Annotated in this window: 24 protein-coding genes and 1 tRNA gene; 12 read left to right on the top strand and 13 right to left on the bottom strand. The window is 59.8% G+C overall.

From position 1 onward, the window contains the following. Window positions 1-150: 150 nt before the first annotated feature. Window positions 151-1,521, bottom strand: a complete 1,371-nt coding sequence (locus ACR0K9_RS16680) for a mechanosensitive ion channel family protein (RefSeq protein WP_480824855.1) — start codon at window positions 1,519-1,521, stop codon at window positions 151-153. A 71-nt stretch (window positions 1,522-1,592) separates the two neighbouring features. On the opposite strand from ACR0K9_RS16680, the gene ACR0K9_RS16675 reads away from it, so the two are divergent. The 4 genes from ACR0K9_RS16675 to leuD are packed head-to-tail and all read left to right on the top strand — an operon-like array spanning window position 1,593 to window position 4,380. Continuing rightward, window positions 1,593-1,700, top strand: a complete 108-nt coding sequence (locus ACR0K9_RS16675; RefSeq protein ID WP_480824853.1) for an isopropylmalate isomerase — start codon at window positions 1,593-1,595, stop codon at window positions 1,698-1,700. Between the two features lie 45 nt (window positions 1,701-1,745). Next, the gene (gene leuC / locus ACR0K9_RS16670; RefSeq protein ID WP_480824851.1) at window positions 1,746-3,149 is read left to right on the top strand and encodes a 3-isopropylmalate dehydratase large subunit; all 1,404 of its coding nucleotides are present in this window, start codon (window positions 1,746-1,748) and stop codon (window positions 3,147-3,149) included. Window positions 3,150-3,186: 37 nt separating this feature from the next. Beyond that, the gene (locus ACR0K9_RS16665; protein WP_480824849.1) at window positions 3,187-3,732 is read left to right on the top strand and encodes an HdeD family acid-resistance protein; all 546 of its coding nucleotides are present in this window, start codon (window positions 3,187-3,189) and stop codon (window positions 3,730-3,732) included. Between the two features lie 42 nt (window positions 3,733-3,774). Continuing rightward, window positions 3,775-4,380 carry a 3-isopropylmalate dehydratase small subunit gene (leuD, locus tag ACR0K9_RS16660; protein ID WP_480824847.1) on the top strand — a complete coding sequence of 202 codons (606 nt, stop codon included), beginning with the start codon at window positions 3,775-3,777 and terminating at the stop codon, window positions 4,378-4,380. A 117-nt stretch (window positions 4,381-4,497) separates the two neighbouring features. Here leuD and ACR0K9_RS16655 read toward each other — a convergent pair whose 3' ends face one another. Next, on the bottom strand, window positions 4,498-4,674 hold the full coding sequence (locus tag ACR0K9_RS16655) for a hypothetical protein (protein WP_480567075.1): 177 nt from the start codon (window positions 4,672-4,674) through the stop codon (window positions 4,498-4,500). Between the two features lie 77 nt (window positions 4,675-4,751). On the opposite strand from ACR0K9_RS16655, the gene ACR0K9_RS16650 reads away from it, so the two are divergent. Together ACR0K9_RS16650 and ACR0K9_RS16645 are read left to right on the top strand one after the other, a co-directional pair. Continuing rightward, a complete protein-coding gene (locus ACR0K9_RS16650) occupies window positions 4,752-5,531 on the top strand; it encodes a hypothetical protein (protein WP_480824845.1) in 780 nt (259 codons plus the stop codon). Continuing rightward, the gene (locus tag ACR0K9_RS16645; protein WP_480824843.1) at window positions 5,528-6,553 is read left to right on the top strand and encodes an endonuclease/exonuclease/phosphatase family protein; all 1,026 of its coding nucleotides are present in this window, start codon (window positions 5,528-5,530) and stop codon (window positions 6,551-6,553) included. The genes ACR0K9_RS16650 and ACR0K9_RS16645 overlap by 4 nt, the downstream gene beginning before the upstream one ends. Before the next feature lie 24 nt (window positions 6,554-6,577). Here ACR0K9_RS16645 and ACR0K9_RS16640 read toward each other — a convergent pair whose 3' ends face one another. Further along, entirely contained in the window at window positions 6,578-7,483 is a 906-nt protein-coding gene (locus tag ACR0K9_RS16640; protein ID WP_480824841.1) for a Rossmann-fold NAD(P)-binding domain-containing protein, read from the bottom strand. A gap of 83 nt (window positions 7,484-7,566) precedes the next feature. On the opposite strand from ACR0K9_RS16640, the gene ACR0K9_RS16635 reads away from it, so the two are divergent. Beyond that, window positions 7,567-8,460, top strand: a complete 894-nt coding sequence (locus ACR0K9_RS16635) for a LysR family transcriptional regulator (RefSeq protein ID WP_480824839.1) — start codon at window positions 7,567-7,569, stop codon at window positions 8,458-8,460. Window positions 8,461-8,466: 6 nt separating this feature from the next. On the opposite strand, the gene ACR0K9_RS16630 is transcribed toward ACR0K9_RS16635, so the two are convergent. Then, a complete protein-coding gene (locus ACR0K9_RS16630; protein ID WP_480824837.1) occupies window positions 8,467-8,994 on the bottom strand; it encodes a redoxin domain-containing protein in 528 nt (175 codons plus the stop codon). Window positions 8,995-9,085: 91 nt separating this feature from the next. Between ACR0K9_RS16630 and leuB the strand changes: the two genes are divergently transcribed. Next, window positions 9,086-10,189: a 3-isopropylmalate dehydrogenase gene (gene leuB, locus ACR0K9_RS16625; protein WP_480535424.1), complete on the top strand. Its 1,104-nt coding sequence runs from the start codon at window positions 9,086-9,088 to the stop codon at window positions 10,187-10,189. A gap of 45 nt (window positions 10,190-10,234) precedes the next feature. Here the strand turns inward: leuB and ACR0K9_RS16620 are convergent, their stop codons facing one another. Further along, window positions 10,235-12,418, bottom strand: a complete 2,184-nt coding sequence (locus ACR0K9_RS16620; RefSeq protein ID WP_480824835.1) for a transglycosylase domain-containing protein — start codon at window positions 12,416-12,418, stop codon at window positions 10,235-10,237. Between the two features lie 257 nt (window positions 12,419-12,675). Between ACR0K9_RS16620 and ACR0K9_RS16615 the strand changes: the two genes are divergently transcribed. Further along, window positions 12,676-13,014, top strand: coding sequence for a P-II family nitrogen regulator (locus tag ACR0K9_RS16615; RefSeq protein ID WP_480824833.1), 339 nt, complete (start codon window positions 12,676-12,678; stop codon window positions 13,012-13,014). Window positions 13,015-13,047: 33 nt separating this feature from the next. Next, complete coding sequence (locus ACR0K9_RS16610; RefSeq protein WP_480824831.1) at window positions 13,048-14,373, top strand: ammonium transporter; 1,326 nt, start codon at window positions 13,048-13,050, stop codon at window positions 14,371-14,373. Between the two features lie 67 nt (window positions 14,374-14,440). Here the strand turns inward: ACR0K9_RS16610 and ACR0K9_RS16605 are convergent, their stop codons facing one another. The 4 genes from ACR0K9_RS16605 to ACR0K9_RS16590 form a co-directional block, all read right to left on the bottom strand. After that, on the bottom strand, window positions 14,441-15,625 hold the full coding sequence (locus tag ACR0K9_RS16605) for an amino acid aminotransferase (protein WP_480824829.1): 1,185 nt from the start codon (window positions 15,623-15,625) through the stop codon (window positions 14,441-14,443). Continuing rightward, window positions 15,625-16,479: a 3-mercaptopyruvate sulfurtransferase gene (sseA, locus tag ACR0K9_RS16600; RefSeq protein ID WP_480824827.1), complete on the bottom strand. Its 855-nt coding sequence runs from the start codon at window positions 16,477-16,479 to the stop codon at window positions 15,625-15,627. The genes ACR0K9_RS16605 and sseA overlap by 1 nt, the downstream gene beginning before the upstream one ends. Window positions 16,480-16,572: 93 nt before the next feature. Further along, complete coding sequence (locus ACR0K9_RS16595; protein WP_480535431.1) at window positions 16,573-16,842, bottom strand: CBU_0592 family membrane protein; 270 nt, start codon at window positions 16,840-16,842, stop codon at window positions 16,573-16,575. After that, complete coding sequence (locus ACR0K9_RS16590; protein WP_480535433.1) at window positions 16,839-17,402, bottom strand: helix-turn-helix domain-containing protein; 564 nt, start codon at window positions 17,400-17,402, stop codon at window positions 16,839-16,841. The genes ACR0K9_RS16595 and ACR0K9_RS16590 overlap by 4 nt, the downstream gene beginning before the upstream one ends. A 107-nt stretch (window positions 17,403-17,509) precedes the next feature. On the opposite strand from ACR0K9_RS16590, the gene ilvD reads away from it, so the two are divergent. Further along, complete coding sequence (gene ilvD / locus ACR0K9_RS16585; RefSeq protein WP_480824825.1) at window positions 17,510-19,342, top strand: dihydroxy-acid dehydratase; 1,833 nt, start codon at window positions 17,510-17,512, stop codon at window positions 19,340-19,342. Window positions 19,343-19,380: 38 nt separating this feature from the next. Here the strand turns inward: ilvD and ACR0K9_RS16580 are convergent, their stop codons facing one another. Next, window positions 19,381-20,199: a sulfotransferase family protein gene (locus ACR0K9_RS16580; RefSeq protein ID WP_480824823.1), complete on the bottom strand. Its 819-nt coding sequence runs from the start codon at window positions 20,197-20,199 to the stop codon at window positions 19,381-19,383. 139 nt (window positions 20,200-20,338) lie between these two features. Between ACR0K9_RS16580 and ACR0K9_RS16575 the strand changes: the two genes are divergently transcribed. Next, complete coding sequence (locus ACR0K9_RS16575; protein WP_480824821.1) at window positions 20,339-21,916, top strand: DUF5928 domain-containing protein; 1,578 nt, start codon at window positions 20,339-20,341, stop codon at window positions 21,914-21,916. 35 nt (window positions 21,917-21,951) lie between these two features. Here ACR0K9_RS16575 and amaB read toward each other — a convergent pair whose 3' ends face one another. The 3 genes from amaB to ACR0K9_RS16560 all read right to left on the bottom strand — a co-directional run bounded on the left by amaB (window position 21,952) and on the right by ACR0K9_RS16560 (window position 24,940). Then, window positions 21,952-23,448, bottom strand: a complete 1,497-nt coding sequence (gene amaB / locus ACR0K9_RS16570) for an L-piperidine-6-carboxylate dehydrogenase (protein WP_480825007.1) — start codon at window positions 23,446-23,448, stop codon at window positions 21,952-21,954. An 18-nt stretch (window positions 23,449-23,466) separates the two neighbouring features. Then, window positions 23,467-24,573 carry a saccharopine dehydrogenase family protein gene (locus tag ACR0K9_RS16565; protein WP_480824819.1) on the bottom strand — a complete coding sequence of 369 codons (1,107 nt, stop codon included), beginning with the start codon at window positions 24,571-24,573 and terminating at the stop codon, window positions 23,467-23,469. Between the two features lie 290 nt (window positions 24,574-24,863). After that, window positions 24,864-24,940: transfer RNA gene (locus tag ACR0K9_RS16560), tRNA-Met, on the bottom strand. Between the last annotated feature and the right edge of the window lie 14 nt (window positions 24,941-24,954).

Here is a 24,954-nt window from a genome sequence, read left to right as displayed (position 1 = left end):
CATCGGCGGGCAAACCCGCCTGTGTATGTAGAGACAGGACATAGTCCTCCTTTGCTGCGCGCCGCCAGACCCCGGCGCTGGGGTACTAGTAAGGTAACAAGGGGAATGCAACATTTCAATGAACGGGCTGTTTCAGGTAGTGACACAAGCTCACTCTTTGGCGAGCTGTTGCGCGTCTGCGTCGTCCGGCAGCAGGCGCACCTCGCGCTGCGGGAAGGGCAATTGGATGCCTTCGGCCTGAAATGCGTCCCATAACGCGAGATAGACATTACCCCGGATATTGGTCAGCCCCTTGGTCGGATCGCTGATCCAGAACCGCAACACATAATCCACGCTGCTGTCGCCAAAACCGGTGATGTGGCAGACGGGTTCATGTGACCCACCGCTCAGCACCCGGCCAACAGTTTTCACGGCCCGGATCGCCGTGGCGCGCACCTTGTGCGGGTCGTCGCCATAGCTGGTGCCGAACTCCAGATCCAGCCGCACGAATTTGTCGGAATGCGACCAGTTCACCACCTGATTGGTGATCAGGTCTTCGTTCGGGATCAAATATTCCCGCCCGTCCCGCGTCACCACCGAGACATAGCGCGCGCCCAGCGCGTTGATCCAGCCGAAGGTGTCGCCCAGCGAGATCACATCGCCCGGTTTGATCGACCGATCCATCAGGATGATGATGCCCGAGATCAGGTTCGACACCACTTTTTGCAGCCCGAACCCGATCCCCACACCGATCGCACCGGACAGCAGCGCAATGCCGGTCAGATCGAACCCAAGCGTGCGGATCGCAGCCATGAAGACAGCTCCATAGAGCAGCACCTGAATGCCCTTGGCCAGCAGCACCTGCATCGAGGGCGTGATGTCGTCATTGCTTTTCAACCCGCGTTCGGCCGCGCGGGTGCCGACGCGGGCCAGCGTCAGCAGCACTCCGATCAGCAGGACAGCCTTGATGATCCCCAGTGCCGAGATGTGCAGATCACCGATGGAAATCGCCACCCCGTCCAGAAACCCGGCCACGTCATCGGTCAGAGCCAGGGCAATCAGCGTTGCATAGACCCACATCGACCACTTGAAGATCTGCCGCAGCGTCCGGTTGCGCACCAGCCGTGACACCAGCGCGATCGCCAGCCATGCGGCGGCAAGGGTGGCGAACACTCCGATAATGTAACTGCGCGAAGGCCATGTGAGGTGCTGCATCAGCAGATACAGGCCCCAGGACAGCAGCACGAAATAGACCAGGGTCAGGCGGCGCATCAGCTGGATCAGTGTCCGCAACCGCCATTTCGGCCAGCCGCTGCGCGCCCGGGCCCATGCCTCCCATCGGGATTGCGTCAGCAGCCGCAGCAGATAGGCCAGCACCCACAGAACCACGATGATGACCAGCTGGTACTGTCGCCAGCCCGGGGTCACAATCAGCTCGATCAGATTTTCAAACTGCGACGAAAACGCCGCCGTCATATTGGCATAAAGCTCGGAAAGCGTTTCCGGCAGCAGGTCCTGGTTCATGACTGCCAGCTTGGCCATCTGCGCGCATCGATGCAAGACCGCGCCTATTGAACCTTGATTGACGCGAAAGCCCGATATATCTGGAGCACATGAGACTCACCGTAGCCCAAATCCAGAATCTGGAAGACCGCGCGCGCCTGCGCGAACGGTTCTTTGGGGCGGCCCGCACGGTTCTGGCGCGCCTATCCGTCGCCTGAGCCAACTCGCCAGCTATTTCTCATCTACATACGGGGAGAGGACATATGTCCCCCAAAACACTCTATGACAAGATCTGGGATGCCCATGTCGCGCACGAAGCCGATGATGGCACCTGCCTTTTGTATATCGACCGCCATCTGGTGCACGAAGTGACCAGCCCGCAGGCGTTCGAAGGTCTGCGCATGGCGGGCCGCAAGGTGCGCGCGCCGGAAAAGACCATCGCCGTGCCGGACCACAACGTCCCCACCACGCCGGACCGCGTAAACGGGATCGAAAACCCGGAATCGCGCATTCAGGTTGAGGCGCTGGACAAAAACGCCAAGGATTTCGGCATTCACTACTATCCGGTGCATGACGTCCGTCAGGGCATCGTCCACATCGTCGGCCCGGAACAGGGCTGGACCCTGCCCGGCATGACCGTTGTCTGCGGCGACAGCCACACCGCCACCCACGGCGCGTTTGGTGCCTTGGCCCACGGCATTGGTACGTCTGAGGTTGAACACGTTCTGGCCACGCAGACCCTGATCCAGAAGAAATCCAAGAACATGAAGGTGGAAATCACCGGCAAATTGCAGCCGGGCGTGACCGCCAAGGATATCACTCTGGCCGTGATCGGTGAGACCGGCACCGCCGGCGGCACCGGCTATGTCATCGAATATTGCGGCGAAGCGATCCGCGATCTGTCGATGGAAGGCCGCATGACCGTCTGCAACATGGCGATCGAAGGCGGCGCCCGTGCGGGTCTGATCGCGCCCGACGAGACCACCTTTGAATATGTCAAAGGCCGTCCGCACGCCCCGAAAGGCGCGCAATGGGAAGCGGCGATGGACTGGTGGAAAACGCTCTACACCGACGAAGGTGCGCATTACGACAAGGTCATCACCCTGCGCGGCGAAGACATCGCACCGGTCGTCACCTGGGGCACCAGCCCCGAGGACGTGCTGCCGATCACCGCAACCGTTCCGCACCCCGAAGATTTCGAAGGCGGCAAGGTCGATGCGGCCCGCCGTTCCATCGAATACATGGGTCTGGAAGCTGGTCAGAAACTGAGTGACGTGGAGATCGACACCGTCTTTATCGGGTCCTGCACCAACGGTCGTATCGAAGACCTGCGCGCCGCGGCCGAGATCCTGAAAGGCAAGAAGATCAAGGACGGGATGCGCGCCATGGTCGTGCCCGGCTCGGGTCTGGTCCGTGCGCAGGCCGAAGAAGAAGGTCTGGCGGATATCTTCAAAGAGGCCGGTTTCGAATGGCGTCTGGCAGGATGTTCGATGTGTCTGGCGATGAACCCGGATCAATTGCAACCGGGCGAGCGCTGTGCCGCGACCTCGAACCGCAACTTTGAAGGCCGTCAGGGACGTGGCGGGCGCACCCATCTGCTGAGCCCCGCGATGGCTGCCGCTGCGGCAATCACGGGACGGCTGACAGACGTTCGCGAACTGATGTAAGGTGCCCTCATATCTAGATATTTGAGGGATTGAAAACATGAGTGACTGGATCAAATGGCTTTTGCTGGGGCTTCTGTCCATAGCGTTCGGCATCTTTGTGCTGGGCGCGCCAGCAGTGGCGTCAATTGCCGTGACCGTCGTGACAGGCGTGTTGCTGCTGATCTCGGGTGCGTTGCAAGTCGTCGGCGGGTTTACCGTTGAAGGCCTCGGCAACAAGATTCTGTCACTCATCATGGGTGCGGTGATGCTGTTCCTGGGCTGGTCCTTTCTGGATCACCCGCTGCAGGGCACGCTGACGCTGGCTACCGTGATGCTGATCCTGTTCATGGCCGGCGGCATTGCCCGGGTCATCCTGTCGTTCCAGATGAAGGGCACACAGTATTTCTGGGCGACGCTGATCTCGGGGATTATGTCGATCGTTCTGGCGATCCTGATCTGGCGCTTTGCGGCCACGGACCCTGCCGTGCTGCTTCAGTTGCTGGGCATTCTGCTGGGCATCGAGATGCTGTTCAACGGGCTTGGATTGGTCTTCATGGCGTTCTTCGTCAAGAACGCACCCAAAGACGAAACAAAAGAGGCTTAATCGCGGGGCATGGGCGCGGCCCTCTCCCGCAGGAGTGTAGACATGGAAAAGTTCGAAAAAGTCCACGGGGTGGCCGCCCCGATGCCGCTGATCAATATCGACACGGATATGATCATTCCCAAAGTGCACCTGAAAACGATCAAACGGTCTGGCCTTGGTGTCGTGCTGTTTGACGAGATGCGCTATCACGATGACGGGCAGGAGAATGAAGAATTCGTCCTGAACAGACCCGCCTATCGCCAGACCGAGATTCTGGTGGCCGGCGACAATTTCGGCTGCGGCTCGTCGCGCGAACACGCACCATGGGCGATCAAGGATTTCGGCATCAAGGTTGTGATCTCGACCAGCTTTGCCGACATCTTCTTCAACAACTGTTTCAAGAACGGCATCCTGCCCATCGTGGTCGAAGAAGAACATCACGCCATCCTGATGGATGACGCGCATAAAGGTGAAAACGCCCGCATGACCGTGCATCTGGAGGATCAGAAGATCACTACTTCAGATGGTGTCGAGATCGCGTTCGACATCGATCCGCACCGCAAACACTGCCTGCTGAACGGTCTGGACGATATCGGCCTGACGATGGAAAAAGACCACCACATCGACAAATTCGAGGACCACGCAAGCCAGGCACGCCCCTGGGTGTGATTCTGTGGATACTCAACCTGACGGGGTCGCAAGAGCGGCCCCGTTCGCATTCTTGGGGTTGCAAATCCTGAAACTACCACATGTAGGTCTCATCTTGAGATACACGTCGGATTTGCGTCAAAAATGATGCAATCCCGCACCAGTTGCGCCATCATTTTGCCCGAAATTGCGTGTTTTCTGCACATCGGCTTGAGCGAAATACCGCTTATCGTCAATCTTTGCGATAACGAGGTAACCGTCATCAAACGAACGGTGAGCACAAGTTGGAAGTGAAGCCGACTTCAGATCGGCCACTCTGGTTTGAAAAAAGGGTTCGGATTGTGATTGCACGCACAACAGGAGCGGCGATACGTGGGATATTGGTAGCACTGATGGTGCTCACCCCCGCGTTGTATCTGCCAGCTTCTACGACAAATGGGACAGAGATTGTCGTATTTCTCGCCATTCTGGCGTTCCTGTTGACGTTTTCCGAATACAATTCCGCCTTTCCCAGTTTTATCGAATTCCGTGATGCGCCACCGGTAAACCGTTTGCGGTTTGTGGGCTTGGTCTCGATGGTCACGTTCCTGACGATGATCTGCAAGAACGTCTATGCGCCGTCTCAGACCACCAGCCTGTTCTATTCGACCGGCCTGATGGTCGCGAATGTGGCGGATTTTCCTTATTCGCCGGTACGCCTTGTCGTTCTGATGCTGCCCGGCAATGCCAGCCAGCCGTTGATCGAACTTGTGCGCATTTCCGCCAGCATCGCCTATGTCGCCGCTTTGGTGACGATTGGCAGTTTTGTTTATGCGGTCAAACTGCGGGGCTGGCCCACCGGTAACGGCGCGTTCAATGTCTGGACCAACCTGCCGCTGTTCGATCCGACCAAGGGCGGAGATGTCGTCACCCGCCTTCAGCGCGACGGGCGGCTGAACATCACCATCGGAGCGCTGTTGCCGTTCCTGATCCCGGCGTTGATCAAATTTCTGGCCACCTTTGCAACGCCGATTGCGCTCAGCAATCCCCAGACCCTGATTTGGACGCTCTGCGCTTGGGCTTTCCTGCCCGCAAGCATGATCATGCGCGGCATCGCGACACTGCGAATCGCCGGGCTGATCGTTGAAAAACGCCGTGCCTATTCCACATCCGAGGCCACGCAGATCGCATGATCCGCGCCCTTTTGGTGCTGCTTCTGCTGCCCTTTGCGGCGCAGGCAGAGACATTGCGCGTCGCCACCTATAACGCAGACCTCAGCCGCGATGGGCCGGGCCTTTTGCTGCGTGATATCCGACGTGGCGATCCGCAGGTTGATGCGGTGATCGCTGTGCTGACGGCAACGCGACCTGACATTGTGGCGTTGCAAGGGGTCGACTGGGATCTGGAAAGGCTCGCTCTGTCTGCGTTTCAGCAGGCGCTGAGCGATGCGGGGCTGGACCTCGACCACAGCTTTTCAGCACAACCCAACTCCGGGGTCGAAACTACAGTCGATCTGGATGGAGATGGCAAAACGGGCGGGCCGGGCGATGCACAGGGCTGGGGCCGGTTCACGGGTCAGAGCGGTCTGGCCGTGTTGTCACGCTATCCCATCGCGACGGATCAGGTTCAATCTTACACCTCCCTGCTGTGGCGCGACCTTCCGGGCGCAACCCTGCCCAGCGCCGAAGGCGCGCCATATCCTTCCAAGGAAGCGCAGGCCATTCAACGTCTTTCTAACACCGCACATTGGATCGTTCCGATCGACTCCCCGAAGGGTCGTCTTGACCTGATGACTTTTCACGCCAACCCACCGGTCTTTGACGGCCCGGAAGACCGCAACGGACTGCGCAACAGGGACGAGATTCGATTCTGGTCACTGTTGATGGACAGGGAATTGGGGCCTGCCCCGGCCAACCGGTTCGTCATTGCAGGAGATGCAAATCTCGACCCGGATCGCAGCGAAGGGCACAGGCAGGCCATCCAGAACTTACTTGCGCACCCGCGGCTGCAGGATCCAATACCCACGGATGCAGAAGGATCTGCGGCGACGGTTCACTGGAAAGGCGTGGGCGAGATGCGGGTCGATTACGTACTGCCCTCGGCGGACTGGCAGGTTCAGGATGCGGGCGTGTACTGGCCGCCGGCTCCGGAACGGACTATTGCGGAGACGGCCAGCCGCCATCGACTGGTTTGGGTCGATCTGCTGGACGAATAACTGCCCCACGATCCACAGAGGTAGCTACGTCCGAAGGGGCGCGCCATCCGCATCTGTGATTCGCTGAAAGGCCTTTTCTGGAATGGCGGTTTGCAACGCTGCGCCTAGGTCGGTCTGTGCAAATCCCGGCAACAAAGCTTCAAAACACGCACTGTCCAGACGATGTGGCGTGTTCCACAAATACCGCATCTCAAGCAGGTGCGGTGCCAGCCGCCAGACCGGGCGAGCCAGTTGCAACGGCCACCACGCCATCTGCCGCAACTCAAGCTCTCGCCCGGTGACCTGCGACAGCGCCTGTACCAGATCATTGCCCGTCAGCGTGTACCCGGCGAACGGAATGTCACTGTATCGCGGTAGTTCCGCGCGCTTCTCGGCCAGGGCTACGGCGGCACGCGTCAGGTCAGGCAGATAGGCCCAGGCGTGCGGAACATCCGGATCGCCGGGATAGACGAAACGATCACGGTGCAGGTGCCTGATCATCACCTGATCAAACCAATTCCCCGACGCAGTGGTGTCGATGAAATCTCCCGCTCGCAGCAGGATCACTTGCGCCGATGAGGCCCGGTAGGCGGCCTCCATCTCGACCCGAATGCGCCCCAGCGGATTGCGGGCCAGATGCGGCGTCTCAGCCGACCAAGGGCCGGGCGTGCCCGGGCCGAAGACATAAACATTACCCGGCACGATCACCGTCGCCCCGCTGTTTTCCGCTGCTGCAATCACCTTGCGGTGCAACACCGGCACCGTGCGCGCCCAGTCCGGATAGGCCGGGTTCCAGGCGTTCACAATGACGTCCGCGTCACGCGCCGCAGTCTCCAGATTGTCCGAGGCGCGGTTGAAACGGCGCACCGCCCAGCCCGCATCGGAAAACGCAGCTGCCGCGTTGCGGCCAAATCGCCCCGAGACCCCAAGGATAAGTGCTGTCTGTTGCATCTGTCCCTCCTGTTGGCCTCAATTTATTCATTCGCACGCATTGATGAATTGCCAATAAACACAGATGATGTATTCATTTTTGAATGGCAAATTCCTTGCAACTTTCCGACTGGTCCCTGATCCAAAGTTTTCTGGCGGTGGTCGAAACCGGGTCTCTTTCTGCTGCCGCGCGGCGGTTGGGGCGCAGTCAACCGACGCTCGGGCGGCAGGTACACGCGCTTGAGGAAGAGCTTGGCGTGCCGCTATTCGACCGTCATGCGCGTGGATTGACGCTCAGCGAGGTAGGGCAGCAGGTGCTGCCGATGGCGCAGCAGATGTACAGCGCGGTCAACGCGCTTGGGCTGACCGCCGCCGGGCAGGCGCAGCAGCTTGAGGGGTCGGTCAGGATTACCGCCTCGGTCTTTGTGTCTCATCATCTGCTGCCGCCGATTTTGGCCACGATCCGTCAGGCAGAGCCCGCAATTCAGCTTGAACTGGTTGCATCGGACGCCAGTGAGAACCTGCTGTTTCGCGAGGCCGACATCGCCGTGCGCATGTACCGCCCCGAACAGGTCGACATCGTGGCCAAACATATCGGAGAGGTCCCGCTGTGTTTCTGCGCCGCCCGATCCTATCTGGACCGAGCCGGCCGCCCGACCAGCCCGGCGGAGTTGATGCAGCACGATCTGGTGGGGTTTGACAGCAACCCGGACATCATCACCGCCATGCGCAACAAGGGCTGGCCTGCCAGCCGTGACAGCTTTGCCACCCGCTGCGACAACCAGACCGCCTATTGGGAGCTGATCCGCGCGGGCTGCGGTGTCGGATTCAGCCAGCTCAGTATCGCGCAGGGCGACCCGGATGTTGAAGTGCTGGATATTGAAGCCGAGATACCGGTGCTGCCGGTCTGGCTGGCGGCCCCGCAGGCCATGCGCCAGACCCCGCGCATCCGCAGGGTCTGGGATATGCTGGCTGACGATTTGAAAGCCAGACTATGAGACCCGCTACAGCGCGCCCGTGTAGGTCCCGCGCGCGGGGTAGTCATTGGCGAGGGTGAATTTCAAACCGCCGACAATGTCCGACATAGCGGGCCGCGCAAAGGGCGTGGTCTGCTGCCACACGTAGTACACTGTCTGATCGGGTTTAATGTAGAAATGCCCCGGCTCGGCGAACAGTGCGGGCTCGGCGCTACCTTCCCGCGCCACCGAAATATTCAGCCCCCAGCTGTCGCGCGCATCGGCCATGGGCAGGCCATAACCCACGCGCAGATTCGAGACCCCGGCTTTCTCGACCGCTTCAGCGGCACGGTCGCCGGTATCCGTGGTGATCATGATCACCTCAACCCCCAGTTCGGCGAAATCATCCAGCGCGGCTTCGACCTCGCTCATCTGGCGTATACAGATCGGGCAATGCAGGCCACGATACTGAATCACCAGCGTTCCGTTTTCACCCGTGTCGCGCTCAAGATCAAAGCTGCCATGGGCCACGGTTTCGATTTTCAGTGATGGGGCCGGGTTTCCGGGTGTCAGCATGTCTTTTCCTTAGATTTAGGCGGGATCGTCTCATTGACCCGATGCGCCGCAAACGCTAGGGCCTGTGCGACAAAACGCAAGGAGACTGTCGATGTCCAACCCCTCGCTCCTCATCCTGCCCGGAGACGGAATTGGCCCGGAAGTTATGGCCGAAGTGCGCAAAATCATCGATTGGTTCGGCACCAATCGCGGCCTTCACTTTGACGTGAGCGAGGATCTGGTGGGCGGTGCGGCCTATGATGCCCACGGCAAGCCCCTGTCGGACGAGACCATGGCCAAGGCGCAAGAGGTCGATGCGGTTCTGCTGGGTGCGGTTGGCGGCCCGAAATACGACGATCTGGATTTCAGCCTCAAGCCCGAGCGCGGGCTGCTGCGTCTGCGCAAGGAAATGGACCTGTATTCCAACCTGCGCCCCGCGCAGTGCTTTGACGCGCTTGCCGATTTCTCGTCGCTGAAAAAGGACATCGTTGCCGGTCTGGACATCATGATCGTGCGCGAGCTGACCTCGGGCGTCTATTTCGGCGAACCGCGCGGCATCTTCGAGGAAGGCAATGAACGCGTCGGCATCAACACCCAGCGTTATACCGAATCCGAGATCGAACGCGCCGCGCGCTCGGCCTTTGAACTGGCGATGCGCCGGAACAAGAAGCTGTGCTCGATGGAGAAGGCGAACGTGATGGAATCGGGCATCCTGTGGCGCGAAGTTGTCGAGCGGGTGGCCAAGGACTATCCCGAGGTTGAGCTGTCGCACATGTATGCCGACAACGGTGCGATGCAGCTGGTGCGTGCACCCAAGCAATTCGATGTGATCCTGACCGACAACCTGTTCGGCGACATTCTGTCGGACTGTGCCGCGATGCTGACCGGTTCGCTGGGGATGCTGCCGTCTGCCTCTTTGGGTGCACCGATGGCCAATGGCCGCCCCAAGGCGATGTACGAACCCGTCCATGGCTCGGCCCCCGATATCACGGGCCAGGGTAAGGCTAACCCGATTGCCTGTATCCTCAGCTTCGCCATGGCGCTGCGCTACAGCTTTGATCAGGGTGCCGAGGCAGATCGTCTGGAAGCGGCGATCGAGAAGGTTCTGGCCGATGGTGTCCGCACCGGTGATCTGCTGGCCGACGAAGGTGTGCAGCCGGTGTCGACCTCGGAAATGGGCGACGCGATTGTCGCCGCGCTGGACGCCAGCGTCTGAGACAAAAAAAGGCGGTGCCGGGTGCACCGCCTTTTCTTTGATCCCTCAGTTCCCGAAGATGTTGTTCAGCAGGTTGTTGATCGCATTTTCAAAGTTGTTGTTTTTGCGGCGCTGCTTTCTGGGCCGTTCCGTTCGCACCGGCGGATCGGGTGCCAGCATCGGCAACGGGGTGGGCGTCATCCCTTCGGTCACGCGCGCCATGGTTTCCTGCCAGATTTCCGCAGGCAACCCGCCTCCGGTGACGCCAGACAGGGGGGTGTTGTCGTCATACCCCATCCAGACACCGGTCACATAATCCGCCGTGAATCCGATGAACCACGCATCCCGTGCAGCCTGAGTCGTTCCGGTCTTGCCCGCCACCTGCCAGCCCGGCAGTTGCGCACGCGCACCGGTGCCTTCCGACACCACACGCTCCATCATCCAGGTCAACTGTTTCGCGGCCTTGTCGTTGATCACCCGTTCGCCAATGCCGGTGGTTGTCACCATCACAGGCTCGGTTTCGCCCAACAGCTTCAGCTCTGTCAGGCCATACGGTTCCACCGACGAGCCACCATTTAGAATACCCGCATAAGCGCCGGTCATCTCGATCAGCGTGCTTTCCGACGCGCCCAGCGCCAGTGCCGGACCCTGCGCCAGATCGCTGGTGATGCCAAAACCGCTGGCCACGGTGCGGACGTTTTCCAGCCCCGAAATCTCGGCCACCTTCACGGCGGGGATGTTCAGCGAGTTCTTCAGCGCATCCGCCAACGTCACCCGGCCATAGAACTTGTTGGTGTAGTTTTTGGGGCACCACCGGCCCGAACCGGGGATGTCCACGCAATAGGGTTCGTCCATCACCGTATCCAGTGGTGAATACCCAAGCTCCAGCGCGGTGGCGTAGACGAAGGGTTTGAATGACGATCCGGTCTGCCGCAATGCCTGCGTGGCCCGGTTGAACGCCCCTGACACACGGGTCTTGCGCCCGCCGACCATGGCGCGCACCGCCCCGTCTGCAGACATCACCACAATGGCGGCCTGTGCCTTTGATCCTTCGCGCACCTTTTCCTGAAAGATGAACTGCAGGGCCTCTTCCGCCGATTTCTGCAACCGTTGATCCAACGTCGTGCGGATCACCACATCCTCGGTGGTGTTGCGGGTAAAGAACTCTGGCCCGCTGGCCATGACCCAATCGGCAAAATACCCACCCGCGCGCGCCGCAGCAGCCTCGGACAGCTCGGCCGGACGGCTACGCGCTTCGCTGGCCTGCGCCTGGCTCAGATAGCCCTGATCTTCCATAAGACCGACCACCAGCCGCGCCCGATCCTGCGAACGTTGCAAATTGTTGGTGGGCGCATAGCGTGTCGGAGCGACCAGAAGTCCGGCCAGCATCGCCGCCTCGGACGGGCTGACCTCGGCCGCCGAAATACCGAAATACCGCTGGCTGGCCGCTTCGAACCCGCGTGCACCTGCACCCAGGAATGCGCGGTTCAGATAGATGGTCAGGATCTCGTCCTTGGAGTATTTCACCTCCATCGCGATGGCATAGACGGCCTCTTTGGCCTTGCGCCACAGCGACCCCTGTCGACAATCTGCCTCATAGGCGGCCTCGGACTCCCACGCGGTTGGATCAAAGGGCACGCCCAGACATAGCAGTTTCGCCGTCTGCTGCGTGATGGTCGAGCCGCCATGACCCGACAGCGGCCCACGCCCTTCGCTGAGGTTGATGCGCACGGCGCTGGCGACACCACGCGGGCTGACGCCGAAATGACGATAGAACCGTTTATCCTCGGTCGCGATCACCGCGTTCCTGAGATGGGGCGAAACCGTATCCGCCGTGATCACCCCACCGAATTGATCCCCGCGCCAGGCAAAGACCTTTCCGTCGCGATCCAGCAGGGTCACCGATCCCTTCGCCCGCCCATCCAGCAGGGCATCGACCTCGGGTAATGAACTGTAGACGACGCCAACCGCCAGCGCCAGAAGCAGGCCCGCAATTGCGCCCACGCGCCAGGTGATTCCCCAGAACAGGCGCCAGATCCAGCGGAACAGGCGGCGGAAAATGCCTCCTCCCTTGCCACCGGAACTGCGACGCGTCTTCTTGCGTGCCGTCCTGCGCGTCGCCGTCTTGCGCGCGGTTGATTTCTTGCCCGCCGGCTTCGCAGCCCGCTTGGTTGCCGAGGGCTTGCGGCCCTTGGACGGGTATCTCTTATCCGCGACCAATGTCGGTTTGCGGCGCTTGGACTCAGTCATGCTCAAACTCTGCCCGTTTATGCTTTTGCGGCACCATACCCCGGCTGCACGGCCATGTAGAGGTGTGAAATTCCGGTATTTCCCCTCTCAAGCCTGCCCATAATTTCACCAAACGCCGTGAATTGTGCAAAAAATGTGCAATATTTCCAGTTTTCCCCACCCATTCACCCTCGGAAAGCGTTCCCTAAAGCCTCAGGTCGCGCATTTTTCTGCAGGTGCGAAATACCGGCCCGTCCGGGAAATCAGAGGGGAAAGACGTGAAACTGATCATTGCAACAATCAAGCCGTTCAAGCTTGAGGAGGTGCGCGAGGCACTGACCGAGGCCGGCGTGCGCGGCATGATGGTGACCGAGATCAAAGGCTTCGGCTCGCAATCGGGACACACGGAAATTTATCGTGGGGCCGAATATGCGGTGAACTTCGTGCCCAAGATCAAGCTTGAGATCGTGGTGCCCGCCACGATGGTCGACCAGATCGTCGAGACCATCACCAAGACCGCCAAAACCGGCAAGATCGGCGACGGCAAGATTTTCGTCCTGGATGTCGAGCAGGCCCTGCGCGTGCGGACCGGGGAAACGAACGAAGAGGCGCTCTGAGCGCGGCCATTCATACTTATTCGAGGAAGTCACATGAACCTGATGAAATCTCTCATCCCTGCCGCCGCGCTTGCTGCGCTGCCGCAGATGGGTCTGGCGCAAGAAGTCGCCGCTGGCGGCGAGGCCGCGCAGCACACCCAGTATATCTTTACCACCCTCCTGTTCCTGATGGCGGGGTTTCTGGTCTTCTTCATGGCGGCAGGCTTTGCCATGCTCGAGGGCGGGCTGGTGCGTTCCAAGAACGTGGCCATGCAAATGATCAAGAACGTGGCGCTGTTTTCCTTTGCCGCGATCATGTACTGGCTGATCGGCTTCAACCTGATGTATCCCGGCGATGGCTGGACGATCACCGGGTGGCTGGGTCCGTTCTTCTCGACCACCACTCTTGATCCGGTTGGTGTGGCACCTGCGGACGCAGCGCTGGATTATGCCTCGGTCGGATCGGATTTCTTCTTCCAGCTGGTCTTTGTCGCAGCAACCGCATCGATCGTGTCCGGTGCCGTGGCCGAGCGGATCAAGCTTTGGCCCTTCCTGATCTTCGTCATCGTCCTGACCGGTATCATGTACCCGATCTCGGGCTCGTGGCAGTGGGGCGGCGGCTGGCTGTCCGAGGCCGGTTTCTCGGACTTTGCGGGTTCGACCATCGTGCACTCGGTCGGCGGCTGGGCAGCTCTGGCGGGGGCCCTCATCCTTGGGCCGCGCATCGGCAAGTACAAAGACGGCAAGGTGCATCCGATGCCCGGTTCGAACTTGGCGCTGGCGACCTTGGGGACGTTCATCCTGTGGCTGGGCTGGTTCGGCTTCAACGGCGGCTCGCAATTGGCGATGGGTACCGTGGGCGATGTCTCGGACGTGTCGCGCATCTTTGCCAACACCAACATGGCCGCAGCCTCCGGTGCCATCGCTGCCCTGATCCTGACCCAGCTTCTATACAAAAAGCCGGACCTGACCATGGTGCTGAACGGCGCACTGGCCGGCCTGGTTTCGATCACCGCAGAACCGCTGGCCCCGACCCTGTTCGGAGCCCTTTGGATCGGTGCTGTGGGCGGCATCATCGTGGTCTTTGCGGTGCCGATGCTGGACAAGTTCAAGATCGACGACGTGGTCGGTGCAATCCCGGTCCATCTGTTCGCCGGTATCTGGGGCACCATTGCGGTGATCTTCTATGGCGAGGCAAGTTTGATCACGCAGCTGACCGGTATCATCGCTTACGGTGTGTTCACCTTTGTCGGCGCGCTGATCCTGTGGACCATCCTGAAATCCACCGTCGGAATCCGCGTCAGCGAAGAGGATGAGATCAACGGTCTGGACATGGCAGAGCTGGGCATGGAAGCCTATCCCGAGTTCTCGAAGGGTTAAGTCCCTTTTATCCGCAAACAAAAAACCCGGGCGGTCGCGCCCGGGTTTTCTTTTTCTGCAAGTTGGCTCAAACGCCCACGTCAACAATCGCCTGCGCCAGAATCGGCACCGTCGTCGCGTTCAGACCGGCGATGTTCAGGCGGCTGTCGCCGACCATGTAGATGCCGTGATCGTTGCGCAGTTTCTCGACCAGTTCCGGTGCCGCGCCAAGGCGCGAGAACATGCCGCGATGCTGGGCGATGAAGCCGAAGCGGTCAGAGCCACTGAGGCGTTGCAGCTCGTCGGCCAATTGCTGGCGCAGGCCCAGCATGGACCGGCGGACCTCTTCCAACTCGGCGGACCAGTCGGCGCGCAGCGCGTCATCGGTCAGGATCGTGGTCACCACCCGCGCGCCGTGATCGGGCGGGAAGGAATAGTTCTGGCGGTTCAGGAACGCCAGTGTACCTTGGTTCAAGGCCGTCTGCCCCGCATCCGCACTGATCGCCATCAGCAACCCGGTGCGTTCACGATAAACGCCGAAATTCTTCGAGCAGGACGCCGCAATCAGGCACTCCTTGATCGAAGACGCCACCAGCCGCGCGCCCTGCGCATCTTCCTCCAGACCGTCGCCAAAGCCCTGATAGGCAATGTCGATCATCGCCACGAGGCCGCGCGCGTTGATCAGGTCAACAACCTCCTGCCATTGCACCATGTTCAGGTTGGCACCGGTCGGGTTGTGACAGCAACCGTGCAGCAGCACCACGTCGCCCGCATTGGCGGTTTTCAGGTCCGCGATCATACCGTCAAAATCGACGCCGCGAGTCTCGCTGTCGAAATAACGGTACTGCACCGTCTCCATCCCCAGATAGTTCAGGATCGACAGGTGGTTCGGCCAGGTCGGGTTCGACACGAACACACGGGCCGAGGGGTTGGCCATGCGGATCATCTCGAACGCCTGCCGACAGGCACCTGTGCCGCCCGGCGTTGCCACGGCGGCGATGTTGCCGCGTTCAACCGAGGTGCCGAGAATCAGACCGATCATCGCATCCGCAAAGGCCGGATCACCGGCCAGCCCGGTATAAGCCTTGCTCTGCTGCTCTTCCCAGATGCGCTGCTCGGCAGCCTTAACGGCGCGCATGACGGGCGTCACACCTTCGGCGTTCTTGTAGACGCCAACGCCCAGATCGATCTTCTGATCGCGCGGGTCGTCTTTATACATCTGCATCAGCGCCAGAATTTTGTCGGCAGGCTGCGGTTTGAGGTTCTCGAACATCAGTTCTCTCCGGTTGCGACGGGCAGGGTCGGGAAGGCACCCCATTCAGCCCAGGAGCCGTCATAAAGCGAGTGGTCTTTCTTGCCCATGCGCTCAAGCGCAAGGCTGAGGATGGCAGCTGTCACGCCCGACCCGCACGAGGTTATAGCGGGCTTCGACAGATCGACACCGGCGGCCTCGAATATGGCGCGGCATTCTTCGGGTGATTTCATGGTGCCGTTCCTGTTCAGCAACTGACCAAAAGGCACGTTGCGCGAGCCCGGAATGTGACCCGAACGAAGACCTTCGCGCGGCTCGGCCTCGGCCCCGGCGAACCGGGGGGCGGAACGGGCGTCGATGATTTCGTGATCGGCCAGTTTGGCGGCAGCCGACACCTGCGTGACATCGCGCACCAGATGGTTCTGCACACGCACCGTCATGTGACGGTCGCGGATGACGGGGGGCAGGTCCTCGACCTCGTGGCCCTCGGCCTGCCATTTCGGCAAGCCGCCATCCAGAACGGCGATGTTTTCCTGCCCCATCAGCCGGAACAGCCACCAGACACGCGCTGCCGACATCAGCCCGGCGCCGTCATAGACCACCACCTGATGGCCGTCGCCCACGCCCATCGCCCGCAGGCGCGACATGAATTTCTCGACCGGGGGGGCCATATGCGGCAGGTCCGAGCGGTGGTCAGATATCTCATCGATATCGAAGAACCGCGCACCGGGGATGTGACCTGCGTCATATTCGGCCCTGGCATCACGGTTCTGCGCGGGCAGATACCACGACCCGTCCAGAATCCGCAGATCCGGGTCCTTGATATGCGCGGCCAGCCAGTCAGTGGATACGAGGGTTTTTGGATCGTCCTGCATCAAAGCCTCCCCTAAGCGAGCTTGGATTTTCCCTATACCCGGCAGCATAGGGGTTCAAGGCTGGATAGCGCTAGCGCCCCTGAACGAAAGGATTTACCGGGCCCTGCGCAGGCGGAAATACTGGATAATGCCGATCAGGCTGATCACTATCCAGAACCCTTCGATCAGCACCGAGGCCAGATTGAAATTGTGCATCAGGGAATAGGCGATCAGCACCGAACCCAGAAGGTTGATCACCGGAAAGGCCAGATCGTCGGAATTCATCATCCGCATCTGGGTGGCGAAATAGGCGGCAACCACCACCAGAGCGCCCATAGATCCGATGGCATCTGCGATGGTCAGTGTGTTGAAAAATGCGGTCATGAGGGGGCCTTGCCGTTCAGGGAAAATTCGGTGTGCGTCGCATAGTGATGCATGTTCAGGAACGCCGCCCCCTGCGCTCCGGCGCGATAGCCATGTGGCAGATCTGCGGCAAAGCGCAACCCCTGCCCGGCCTGCAAAGGCACCCAGTCTTCGCTTCGCAGAATTTCAAGTGTGCCGCTGAGGACAAACACCTCTTCGGTCACTCCTGCGGCATGGGCGGGGGATTCGTGGCTCTGGTTCGGGTTCAGGTTGACATGAAAGGTCTCGGCCCCCAGCGCGGGATCGAAGGGAAAGACGATCTTGACCTCGATACTGCCGGGGAACGTGACCGTCTGGAATACGGCCCGGTCATCCGCGCCGCTGTTGATCAATGCGCTAAGCGGCAGTTGGAACCCTTTGGCGATCTTCCACAGGGTGGCGATGGTCGGGCTGGATTCGCCCCGCTCAATCTGGCCCAGCATCGCCTTGCTGACACCCGTCAACTCGGCGACTTTCGACAGGCTCAGCCCGGATGCGGCCCGTACGTCCCGAAGCTTCAGAGTTATGTTGTCCGCGTCCATGCCTGCGCCCTGCAAATTGTCTTGTACGTTATAACGCACATATGCTACGTGCGCTATAACGTACGAACCCCAAGACATGCAACCCGAGGCAATAGGGAAACAGCATCATGCCATTGTACCGATCCAGAACCTCAACCCATGGCCGCAACATGGCCGGTGCCCGCGGCCTGTGGCGCGCCACCGGTATGGGTGACGATGATTTCGGCAAGCCGATCATCGCTATCGTCAACTCGTTCACCCAGTTCGTGCCCGGTCACGTCCACCTGAAGGATCTTGGCCAGATGGTCGCGCTCGAGGTCGAAGCCGCGGGTGGCGTTGCGAAAGAGTTCAATACCATCGCGGTGGATGACGGCATCGCCATGGGCCATGACGGGATGCTGTATTCGCTGCCTTCGCGCGAGGTGATCGCGGATTCGGTGGAATACATGGTCAACGCCCATTGCGCCGACGCGATGGTCTGTATCTCGAACTGCGACAAGATCACTCCGGGTATGCTGATGGCCGCGATGCGCCTGAACATCCCCGCTATCTTCGTCTCGGGTGGTCCGATGGAAGCGGGCAAGATCGATATCGCCGATCTGGACGCCAAGAAGATCGACCTTGTGGATGCGATGGTTGCCGCAGCCGATGACAAGTTCACCGACGAACAGGTGCAGCATATCGAAGAAAACGCCTGCCCCACCTGCGGGTCCTGCTCGGGCATGTTCACCGCCAACTCGATGAACTGTCTGGCCGAGGCACTGGGTCTGGCGCTGCCGGGCAACGGCTCGACCTTGGCGACACATGCGGACCGCAAAGAGCTGTTCCTTGAGGCCGGGCGTCGCATCGTCGAGATCACCAAACGCCACTACGATCTGGACGAAAAAGGCTTCCTGCCGCGCGAGATCGCCACGTTCGACGCGTTCGAGAACGCCATGTCGCTGGACATCGCCATGGGCGGATCGACCAACACGGTTCTTCACCTGCTGGCCATCGCGCATGAGGGCGAGGTTGATTTCACCATGTCCGACATGGATCGCCTCAGCCGTCGCGTGCCTTGCCTGTGCAAGGTCGCGCCCAATACAGAGAATGTACATATGGAAGACGTCCACCGCGCCGGTGGCATCTTCTCGATCCTGGGCGAGCTCAGCCGCGCTGGCCTGCTGCACGAGGGCTGCAGTACCGTGCATTCCGGCACCATGGGAGAAGCGATTGCCAACTGGGACATCAAGGTTGCCAACAACCCCAAGGCGCAGGAACTGTTCAAGGCAGCGCCGGGCGGTGTGCGTACCACACAAGCGTTCAGCCAGTCGAACCGATTCAAGGAACTGGATACCGACCGCGAAGGCGGCGTGATCCGGTCGAAGGAACACGCGTTCAGTCAGGATGGCGGTCTGGCGGTGCTGTTCGGAAACATCGCCCGCGACGGCTGTATCGTGAAAACGGCGGGTGTGGATGCAAATATCCTGCAATTTACCGGCTCGGCCTATGTCTGCGAAAGCCAGGATCAGGCGGTCAGCGACATCCTGACCGGCAAGGTAAAAGAGGGCGACGTGGTGGTGATCCGCTATGAGGGTCCGCGCGGCGGACCGGGGATGCAGGAGATGCTGTACCCGACCTCGTATCTGAAATCCAAAGGTCTGGGCAAAGCCTGCGCATTGCTGACCGATGGGCGCTTCTCGGGCGGTACGTCCGGTCTGTCGATCGGCCATGTCTCACCCGAAGCGGCCGAGGGTGGCGAGATCGGGCTGGTGCGGAACGGCGACAGGATCGAGATCGACATCCCCAACCGCTCGATCCATCTGGCGGTGTCCGACGAAGAACTGGCTGCCCGACGCGAAGCGCAGGACGAAAAGGGCTGGGAGCCCGCTGCGCCGCGCAAACGCAAGGTTTCAACCGCCCTGAAAGCTTATGCCAAACTGGCGACCAGCGCCGCCAAGGGCGCCGTGCGTCAGGTCTGAGACTCATGCGGGCGAGGTACTCCCGCGCCCGCTGCGGATCAGTCACCCAGTTTGGCGTGAATCTCATCCAGATCGATTTCGCCAATCGGCATCTTGTTTGCGGGGTTTTCGAAATCATACTTGAACAGTTCAAAGTCCTGCTTGTAGATCTCATAAACCAGATGCATCGACAGATCGTCGAAGTAATCCTCGACCGGATGTGCGCGTTTGGGGCCATGGCCTTCGGATTCGTTAAAGCGCGGAATTTCGGATAGGGTCACAGGATGGGCGGTTTCGAGGTGATCCAGAACGCCCTGCATCCCATCGTTAAACTTCTCGGTCCAGAAAACCCGATCATAGCGACCGCCATTTGCGATCAGGGTCGAGACATGGCCGGACATGGCCGACCAGTGGATATCCGGGTCCATCGGGCGCCGCCAGCGGATCGTATCGCGCGCGAACAAAAGAAAGCGGCGGAAACTGGCGATCTGGTCGAACTCACCCTTGCCGTCCTCGCCACCCACTTCGATGCCGTAATTGTAAACCAGCGTCGGTACCAGATTGCCGCGATAGCGTTTGCCATTGCGCTGTATGCCGCAGATCTTGTCAAAAAACGAACTCAGGATGCGTGTGTAAGGATTGCGCACACAGGTGAACGTATAGGACTCGTGTGATCGCACGTTCCGGGAAATCGGATCCTGGCTGGCACCGAAGGCCCATTTGTGCATTCCGTCCTTGGCGTCATGGATGTCACCATCGAAGAACCGGCCATGATCCGAGTAATACATGATCTGCCCAATGGTCGAACAGGCGCATTTCGGCACCACCCGGTACACCATGCTCTGGCTTTCGGTCATCCATGTTCCGGGAAAACCCATCTGCTGCGCCTCCTTGGCCGGATATCGGAGTGATACCCGGACGTCTTGGCTCAAAGAACCAAAAATATTCTGTTTATTCAATCGCTCATCCTCAGTATCACGGTCGCGAACGGTAGAAACGGGGAATAGCGAAAAGCTGATGGCAAAGATTGCCTATATCTTGCTGTGTCACAAAGACCCTGACGCGATCATTGATCAGGCCGGGCAGTTGACGGCGGCGGGGGATTGCATGGCGATCCATTTCGACGCCCGCGCCAGCGAGGCAGCCTATACGCGCATCCGCGACGCGTTGAAGGACAACCCGAACGTCACCTTTGCCCGCAAACGGATAAAGTGCGGCTGGGGAGAATGGTCGCTGGTTCAGGCCACGCTGAATGCGCTGCAGGCCGCCGTAGAATCCTTTCCGCGGGCCACGCATTTTTACATGCTTTCGGGCGATTGCATGGCGATCAAGACAGCGGAATACGCGCATCGCTTTCTCGATGAACGCGACATGGATTTCATCGAAAGCCACGATTTCTTTGAAAGCGACTGGATCAAGACCGGTATGAAAGAGGACCGGCTTATCTATCGCCACTATTTCAACGAACGCACGCAAGCGCGCCTGTTCTACAGCTCTTATGAAACCCAAAAACGATTTGGCCTGACGCGGGATATCCCCGCTGACCTGCAGATCATGATCGGAAGTCAGTGGTGGTGTCTGCGAAGACGCACGGTCGAGATGATTCTGGATTTTCTGCGCCAACGCCGTGATGTGATCCGGTTTTTCTCGACCACCTGGATACCGGACGAGACCTTCTTTCAGACCCTGGTCCGCCACCTGATCCCCAGGCAGGAGATCGATAACCGCACACTGACATTCCTGATGTTTTCCGACTACGGCATGCCAGTGACTTTCTACAACGATCACTACGACATGCTGCTGGGGCAGGATTACCTGTTCGCGCGCAAGATCAGCCCCGAAGCGCATGAATTGAAACAGCGGCTGGGGCAGCTTTATGCCAGCGAAGGGGTCTCATTCGATATCTCGGGCGAAGGGCGCAACCTCTATCACTTTCTGACGAGCCGCGGACGGGTCGGGCGGCGCTTTGCGCAGCGGTTTTGGGAGGCCGGGAATACTCTGGGCCCAAACCGCGAGGTGTGTCTGATCGTGTGCAAGAAATGGCACGTGGCCAAACGGCTGGTCGATCAGATCGCGTCCGAAACCGATACACCGTGCATCGAATACATCTTCGACGAACAGGACACGCCGCTGCCTGACCTCGGCGGCATCGAAACAACGTTGAAGAAACGCACACGCCACCGGCGGGCCGTTCTGCGCATGCTGTTCGACCATTTCGGGGACAGCAGACTGGTGCTGTGCCTTGATCCTGCCAATCTGGATGTCATTCAGGATTTCTGCGCCGATCAGGCCATCACGCGCATTCTGGAAATCGAGTGCGACTATTCCGACGACTATCTGAAAGGCCACGCCCATCGTGTTGGACTGGCCGGGCAGAACAACTCGGACGCCGCCATCGCGCGGCTGCTGCCAGCCTTGCGCAACGCGTTGGCCTATGAATCCGAGTTGATCCGGGGCACCCGGCATGACGGCCTGTTCCATCTGCGCGAGGCCGCAGACCGTGCGGCAAACGAAGTTGCGATCAGCAAATTTCTGGACCTCGCGCCTGATCAGGCCCGTGCTGTGATGCGACTGGAATATCTGTTCGCGGACTAAGCCCGGCGACGTACCGAACGCCGCCGGATTTGAACTCAGATATCGAACTTGACGCCCTGCGCCAGCGGTAATTCGGCGGAATAGTTCACCGTGTTGGTCTGACGCCGCATATAGGACTTCCACGCGTCCGAGCCGCTCTCACGCCCGCCGCCGGTTTCCTTTTCACCGCCAAACGCCCCGCCGATCTCGGCCCCAGACGGGCCGATATTGACATTGGCAATGCCGCAATCCGATCCGGCTGCGGTCAGGAATTGTTCGGCCTCACGCATATTCAGTGTGAACACACAGGACGACAGGCCCTGCGGCACGTCGTTCTGGAGATCGATCGCCTCGGCAAATTCGTCGTAGCCCATGACATAGAGGATCGGCGCAAAGGTTTCCGTCTTCACCGTCTTGGTCTGACCCGGCATCTCGACAATAGCGGGTTCCATATAGACGCCACCCGGCACACCCTCGGTCACGCGATTGCCACCGAACACCACGCCGCCTTCGGCCTCGGCGGCTTCAAGGGCTGATGTCATCGCTTTGCCCGATGCCTCATCCACCAACGGGCCGATCAATGTGCCCTCGGTCAGTGGGTTGCCGATGGGCAGACCTGCATAGGCTTTCTTCAGGCGCGCAACCAACTCTTCGCGGATCGAATTATGTACGATCAATCGGCGCAGCGTGGTGCAGCGCTGACCAGCCGTACCAACAGCCGAGAACACAATTGCACGTACCGCCATTTCCAGATCGGCCGAAGGACCAACGATCATCGCGTTGTTGCCGCCCAGTTCAAGAATGCACTTGCCGAAGCGTTGCGCCACGATCGGTGCAACCGCGCGACCCATCCGGGTAGACCCGGTGGCTGAAATCACCGGCACATCCTCGCTGGCAACCAGAGCCTCACCCAGTGCGGCTCCACCGATCAGAGTCTGCAACAGACCCTCGGGCGCATCGCCGAACCGGGCCAGCGCCCGCTCGAATATCTTCTGGCAGGCCATCGCTGTCAGTGGCGTTTTTTCGGACGGTTTCCAGATCACCGGATCACCGCAGACCAACGCCAGAGCCGCGTTCCACGACCAAACCGCCACGGGGAAGTTGAAGGCCGAGATCACACCAACCGGACCCGCCGGGTGCCATGTCTCCATCATCCGATGGCCGGGGCGTTCCGATGCAATGGTCAGACCATAAAGCTGGCGCGACAGGCCCACGGCAAAGTCGCAGATATCGATCATCTCCTGCACTTCGCCCAGACCTTCCGAGGTGATCTTGCCGGCCTCCCAACTGACCAGCGCGCCCAAATCATCTTTGGCGGCACGCAGTTCCTCGCCCAGCAGGCGGATCAACTCACCCCGGTGCGGTGCAGGCACCACGCGCCACGCTTTGAACGCCGCTTTTGCGCGGGCAAAGATGGCGTCCATCTCTGACGCCGGTGTCTCATGAACGTCGGCCAACAGGCTGCCGTCTATCGGAGAGGTCACACGCAACGTGCCACCGGTCAGCTCTGCCGCCGTCAGATCCAGTTTCGCAAGTGTCGCTTCTGCAGTCATCACAACGTCTTTCATATCTCAGGCTGCCTTGTTCTGTTCAGTGACATCACCGGCGCGATAGAGCCGGCCAAATTCGGTGTTCAGGAAGTCGGCAAGCTTCACTTGCTCTTGCCCGACAAAACCTTTCGCAGGCAAAACGCCAGCCCGCATCAGATCGACGACGCCCAACACACCTGCGGCAGTCGTGACCTGAATCGCGCTCCAGACCTGTCCATCGATTGTGCGGGAGAAGGATTTGTTGATCAGGGATTTCTCACGCAGCGTCCCATCAACCATACCCCTCACGGTACAATAGACCAGCACCACATCCTGATCGGTGCGCGGCAGGGCGGTCTCAAAGATTTCCTTCAATAGATCGCGACGGCGCTCAAGCCCCAGATCGTTCAGAAGCAGGCGCAGAATGTCCCGATGCCCGGGATACCGGATCGAACGATAGGACACCGCGCGCGCCTTGCCCTCCAACGTCTCCGGCAAAGTGCCCAGCCCGCCGGAGGTGTTGAAACACTCGTATTCGACCCCATCATGGCCGATCAGTTCATAATCCTCGAGCGGTGCAGTCTTCGTACGTTCCCCGTTCACGATCGCATCGCACGGATTACAGTATTCGTTGATCAGCCCGTCCGTCGACCAGGTGAGATTGTATTTCAGCGCATTTGTCGGATAGAGCGGCAGAGCCCCCACCCGCATGTGCAGGCTGTCAATCTCATCAAACTCAGCCGCCAGCGCCGCGCCTGCGATGCCCACGAAGCCGGGGGCCAATCCACATTGTGGCATGAACGCCGTCTCACTGTCCTGCGCCAGTTCGCGCACGGCATTTGTTGCCGCCACATCTTCGGTCAGGTCAAAGTAGTGCGCACCGACGATTTTGGCAGCGCCCGCAATAGCCGGTGTAAGAAAAAACGGGGCGGCCGAGATGATGGCATCAAATCCTGAAAGACCATGCTCAAGCGCCTTTTGATCAGTCGCATCAATCTGCCTTGTGGGAATGCCAAACGACTTGAAAGCCGCCAATGCAGTCAGATCGTGATCCGCTACCGTCACCGAATAATGAGCCGAGGATTTCAGCAAGGCCGCGATCATCTGACCGATCTTCCCCGCTCCGACTACGCAAACATTCCAACCCAAAACACGCCTCCATACTTTGTTTCTTCCGAGTATGAGGCCCAGTTTGTTCGGTATGCAGGGTATATCTTGACGAAAAGCGCGTGAAGGTCGTCATTATTACGATATTTTAGTCATATTGATGAAAGTTTATTTTCGTGTCCCTGCAGATCGTAGAGCTCTTTATACTATGACTCTGCTGCGCCTTGCTTAATCCAGAACATCTGCTTTGACAGAGAAGGCTGGCGCGGCGTGTCTGCGCGCAAGCGTCTTTTATCGGAGCGCGGTGATGCTAACGAAAGTTCGTTAAAGATTGGTTGCGGGAGCAGGATTTGAACCTGCGACCTTCAGGTTATGAGCCTGACGAGCTACCGGGCTGCTCCATCCCGCGACACTTTGCGTTGG

This window comes from Ruegeria sp. L12, from assembly GCF_056531745.1.
This window is presented reverse-complemented; position numbering and strand designations above follow the sequence as displayed.